At 40.3% G+C, this 4551-nt stretch carries 5 protein-coding genes; 4 read left to right on the top strand and 1 reads right to left on the bottom strand.

The features are described 5' to 3' along the window. Window positions 1–86: 86 nt before the first annotated feature. The 3 genes from FTV31_RS15575 (at window position 87) to lpxO (ending at window position 3427) form a co-directional block, all read left to right on the top strand. Window positions 87–1016 carry a MobA/MobL family protein gene (locus FTV31_RS15575; protein ID WP_179996692.1) on the top strand — a complete coding sequence of 310 codons (930 nt, stop codon included), beginning with the start codon at window positions 87–89 and terminating at the stop codon, window positions 1014–1016. Next, window positions 1013–1513 carry a hypothetical protein gene (locus tag FTV31_RS15580; protein ID WP_179991827.1) on the top strand — a complete coding sequence of 167 codons (501 nt, stop codon included), beginning with the start codon at window positions 1013–1015 and terminating at the stop codon, window positions 1511–1513. The genes FTV31_RS15575 and FTV31_RS15580 overlap by 4 nt, the downstream gene beginning before the upstream one ends. Before the next feature lie 999 nt (window positions 1514–2512). Then, the gene (gene lpxO / locus FTV31_RS15585) at window positions 2513–3427 is read left to right on the top strand and encodes a lipid A hydroxylase LpxO (protein WP_125273387.1); all 915 of its coding nucleotides are present in this window, start codon (window positions 2513–2515) and stop codon (window positions 3425–3427) included. 237 nt (window positions 3428–3664) lie between these two features. Here lpxO and FTV31_RS15590 read toward each other — a convergent pair whose 3' ends face one another. Then, entirely contained in the window at window positions 3665–4075 is a 411-nt protein-coding gene (locus FTV31_RS15590; protein WP_179995789.1) for a conjugal transfer protein TraD, read from the bottom strand. A gap of 280 nt (window positions 4076–4355) precedes the next feature. Here FTV31_RS15590 and FTV31_RS15595 point away from each other — a divergent pair, with 280 nt between their 5' ends. Then, window positions 4356–4511: a hypothetical protein gene (locus FTV31_RS15595; RefSeq protein WP_004847148.1), complete on the top strand. Its 156-nt coding sequence runs from the start codon at window positions 4356–4358 to the stop codon at window positions 4509–4511. Window positions 4512–4551: the final 40 nt, after the last annotated feature.

Here is a 4551-nt window from a genome sequence, read left to right on the forward strand (position 1 = left end):
ATCATCATTATGATGTGGGCTTCGATACTTGATCAAAGAGCGTTTAAAAAAGAACGTAACCGAAAAAAGGAACAGGATAAGACCTAATGGCGATTGCTCGTTTAAGTGTCAAAGTCGGTAAGGCAGGCAAAGCAGCACCGCATGCCGAATATATTGATCGGGATGAAGAAAAGAAGCTGAAACAGGAGCAGGCAGAAACCGACCTTGAACATAGTGCCTATGGAAATATGCCGAAATGGGCTGAACATAATCCGATTACCTTTTGGCAGGCAGCCGACCTTTACGAGCGCAAAAATGGCAGTACCTATCGAGAATATGAAATTGCCCTACCTAGAGAAATGAATGCCGAGCAACGCTTAGAACTGGTTGAGGACTTCATTCAGTCCGAGATCGGCTCAAAATATCCGTATCAATTTGCGATTCATAACCCTAAAGCAATGGACGGCAACGATCAGCCCCACGTCCACCTGATGTTTAATGAACGTCTGCAAGATGGAATCGAACGAGATCCGGAGCAATATTTCAAACGCTATAACAGCAAGAATCCTGAACGTGGCGGAGCTAAAAAAGACAATACCGGCAAGAGTTACCAGGAACGAAAAACTGATATTAAAGACCTACGCCAAAGATGGGCAGATTTATGCAACAGCCATTTAGAAAAACACCAAATTGACAGCCGTATTGATATGCGAAGCTATAAAGAGCAAGGCATAGACAAAGAACCTGAAAAAAAATTATTACCAAGCCAAGCCAAAGACCCTGAAATCAGGGAAGCCTTGCAACAGTCACGTACAGCCTACAAAGAGCTTGAGCGACTAGACTTAGGCGACCCGAAAAAAGACCTGAAAGAACTCAAAGACAGCCCAATTTCAGACAAAGAAATTAAACAGGGTATTGAGAGCTTTAAGGCTGATTTTGACAGCTTCAAACAACTTGCCTTACAGCAGTACAAAGAACAGCAGAAATTAGAACGAGAGCAACAGAAAACCATGAGTTATAAGGGGATGAGCCGATGACACCTGATGAAAAAAAGTTATATGCACTGATGGCAGTTGCAGAACAACAGCAGAACCTAGTCAATCAGGCTGTTAAAGAGCTTCAAATCACCGAAGAACGCATTCAAAAGGTCATAGCAGGGCAAACCCATAGTACCGTATCAAAATCGCTAAATACGGGCTTACAGGAGGGTACAGCGGAGCTTATTAAGACCGCCAAAGCACTTGGACATTTAAAAAACTCGATTGAATCAACCAGTGATCAATTTTCATGGAAAATCATCACTATCGTTTTAGGCATTTTCGCCATTCTTATGCTTGGCATCATTTGGCTGTTTAGTGTTTATATCAAACCTTTAGAAAATATCCCGCAGATCGAGAGCCTAAGACAGCAAGGCATTCAGTTTGATCTTGGAAGCTGTAAAGTCGATGGAGAATCTAAAACGTGTGTCCGAGTGATGAAAGAACAGTGCGGATATGGAAATGCTAAAGATTTTTGCGTGATAGACCCTAAATAACAAACATCTGAAAAAGAAAAAGCCCATTCAGTATTGAAACTCAATGGGCTTTCGCTTTATATTCAGCGGTACGCAGTTATTTGATGCGCTAACATCAAGTAACGAAGATCAGCAGAGCTACCAACTCGTGCAGATTTCACCACAAGGCTTGTACCTGAACTCTATTTTCACAATAAACAGTGTTTAGATCAAGACTCAAAATGATAAGTCTTCGTTAATACGTGTTTTTAATCATCAAATAAGCATCATAGATCGAGCTTTGCCTGCTTCTGCGTGTCCGTTTTACGGATTGGCATGCGTTGCATGTGGAGGGAATAAGTGTCACTGGTGCAACGTAGCGATAGTCGAAAGGCTAAACCGCTACAGGGGAATCTCACAAAAGCGGAGCGTTAAGAGTAGTTGTATAGGTTGGTTAAGTTGTATGTTGGGGAAACCCTCGCAGAGATACCGCCATACTTCGACAGGGAGCGTGTGGGGAGAGGTGCAAGACCTTTAGTCCTTGTCTGCATAGTTTGCAAAGCTATGTGCGGATACGACCGATATACGTGGCTCCGAAGCCAAAAGAATATACGGTAAATCGGCAATACTTAAAGGATGCGTCATTTTTTTAAATGACCGCCTTTAGGGAGAGTATTGCCGAAACTCTCTCAACCGTTTCCAAAGCCAAAGCACGAAGTGCGACGCTTTGGGGGCGAGTTGAGAAGTTGAGAGCTTATTAAGCGTTTAAGAATAATAAGCGGATGTTTGATCTATTCTAATTTTATTGCTTAGGCTATTTGACTAATTAATTATGTTTTCAATAGCTTGTTTAAGTTCTTTAAATACTTCTTTGCTTTTCTTATTCCAATAAAACCATGTGCCAATTGCAATAATTAATGAAAACTTGTGATGAAAAGCTGGAAATAGGACGTACTTTGCAGCCTATGCTACAATTCGCAGTCTAGACCGAATACTGGTCTTTTTCTTTTATTTCGTTTTCTTTGGTTTCCAGGTTTTCATATGATTAAGTGGATCATTCTGGCGATTTTTATTCTTTCTGCACTTTATATTCAGCAACGTGGGAAGGTTCGTCACTCGTTTTATCGTCAATTTTTCGATCACTCAACGATTCTTGCGCCAATTAACTACCTCATGTACATGTTTTCAAAGGTACCGAATCAGCCATATATCGATACACAGCATTTTCAAGACTTAAAAGTGTTGGATGAAAACTGGGAAATGATTCGTGATGAAGCAAAAGCTTTATATGAAAAAGGCGGAATTAAAGCATCGAGCAGTTATGATGACTTGGGGTTTAACTCCTTTTTCAAAACAGGCTGGAAGCGTTTTTATCTGAAATGGTATGACTCTGCACATCCATCAGCCGCTGAACTTTGTCCAAAAACGACGGCGTTGCTGAAAACCTTGCCGACCATTAAAGCCGCGATGTTTACCGAGCTGGCACCTGACAGCCGTTTGGTTCGTCACCGTGACCCTTATGCGGGTTCATTGCGTTATCACTTGGGGTTGATCACACCGAATGATGATCGCTGCTTTATTGATGTGGATGGTGAGCGCTATTCATGGCGCGATGGTGAAAGCGTGGTCTTTGATGAAACTTATATTCACTATGCCGAAAACACCACTGATCAAAACCGCATTATTTTCTTTGCCGATGTCGAGCGTCCATTAAAGACACGCTTTATGGAACGTTTCAATCACTGGTTTGGTAAAAAAGTTATGACCGCTGCCAGCTCTCCAAATGAAGCAGGGGATCAAACGGGTGGACTGAATAAAGTCTTTGGTTATGTCTATCAAGTGCGGATCAAAGCTAAAGCCTTGAAGAAAACCAACCGTCAACTGTACTACTTCTTAAAGTGGTTCTTAATGCTCGGAATTTTCTTCCTGATCTTTGTTCGACCTTATGTGTTTTAAAGTACATTAAACGCCCTGAGGGGCGTTTTTTTATTTGGGCAGAAAAGGGGAAGCCTATCTGCCCTTTTGATTTTTCTATTTATTTCAAGGCTTACAGTGGATTTGAACCACGCATGGCTTTATGCTTTATCCAGTTAAAACTAAAAACAACATGAGCGCGTATCTCTTTCATTTTTAAGATCGCAACTTATAAGTTAGATAAAGCATGAGGTTTCAAGGTGCAAAAGTTTCTTGTAGTTAATTAATTTTACGTTGATTTAATATCTCTTGTCCTAATTCTTTCCAAATTTGCCATTTCATATCATTTGGATCAATTTCAGCAGTTTTAAGCAGAACTCCAAGTAATTCGGCGGGGTCACGCTGATCTAGGTTAGCAATTTCAAAAAGTGCGCCTAATTGGATGAGGTGACGTGTACGAGCTTTACGTTCAGCTTCCTTTTCCGCATTGAGTAATTTTCTAACAACGACTTTCTGTTTATTTGCTCGATCTATAGCTTTTTCAGCTTTGATAAGGGCATTTAATTTCTTTTCTTGTTCAGGTGTTCGGTACTGAATTTGAGCCAATTCCAATAGAAGTTTTTGAGCATCACTTGGATTCTTTAATGCAGAAATGTAGGTAATTTTTTCAGACAGCCATTCATTATTCATATTCAATTCCTTAATTCAGATACCGCAAAAGTACATGCTCAATTCTCAAAGAACGATAACAAAATAATTACGTCCAAGGTACGCAATTTTGTTAAAGTTCGTTCTAGATATTGTCGCCTGCACTTCCATCAAAATTTTGATGGCGCGCTTAGACGTTTCTCAATTTCATTGAGAAACCTAAGCACGTTAGGGATTTCATCCCTAAAACCCTGAAACTTCTTTTTTTAATTCAATTTTCAATTGAATTAAAAAAAGAAGTACCAAAGCTAGGAGCAACAGCATGCAACTAAAACAGGTCTTGGGAAAAATCAAAGATATTAGTTTTGGCGTGATCGCAGCACCGCTACTTATCATCATTATGATGTGGGCTTCGATACTTGATCAAAGAGCGTTTAAAAAAGAACGTAACCGAAAAAAGGAACAGGATAAGACCTAATGGCGATTGCTCGTTTAAGTGTCAAAGTCGGTAAGGCAGG

This window comes from Acinetobacter sp. YH16031 (assembly GCF_013417335.1).
GTDB lineage: Bacteria > Pseudomonadota > Gammaproteobacteria > Pseudomonadales > Moraxellaceae > Acinetobacter.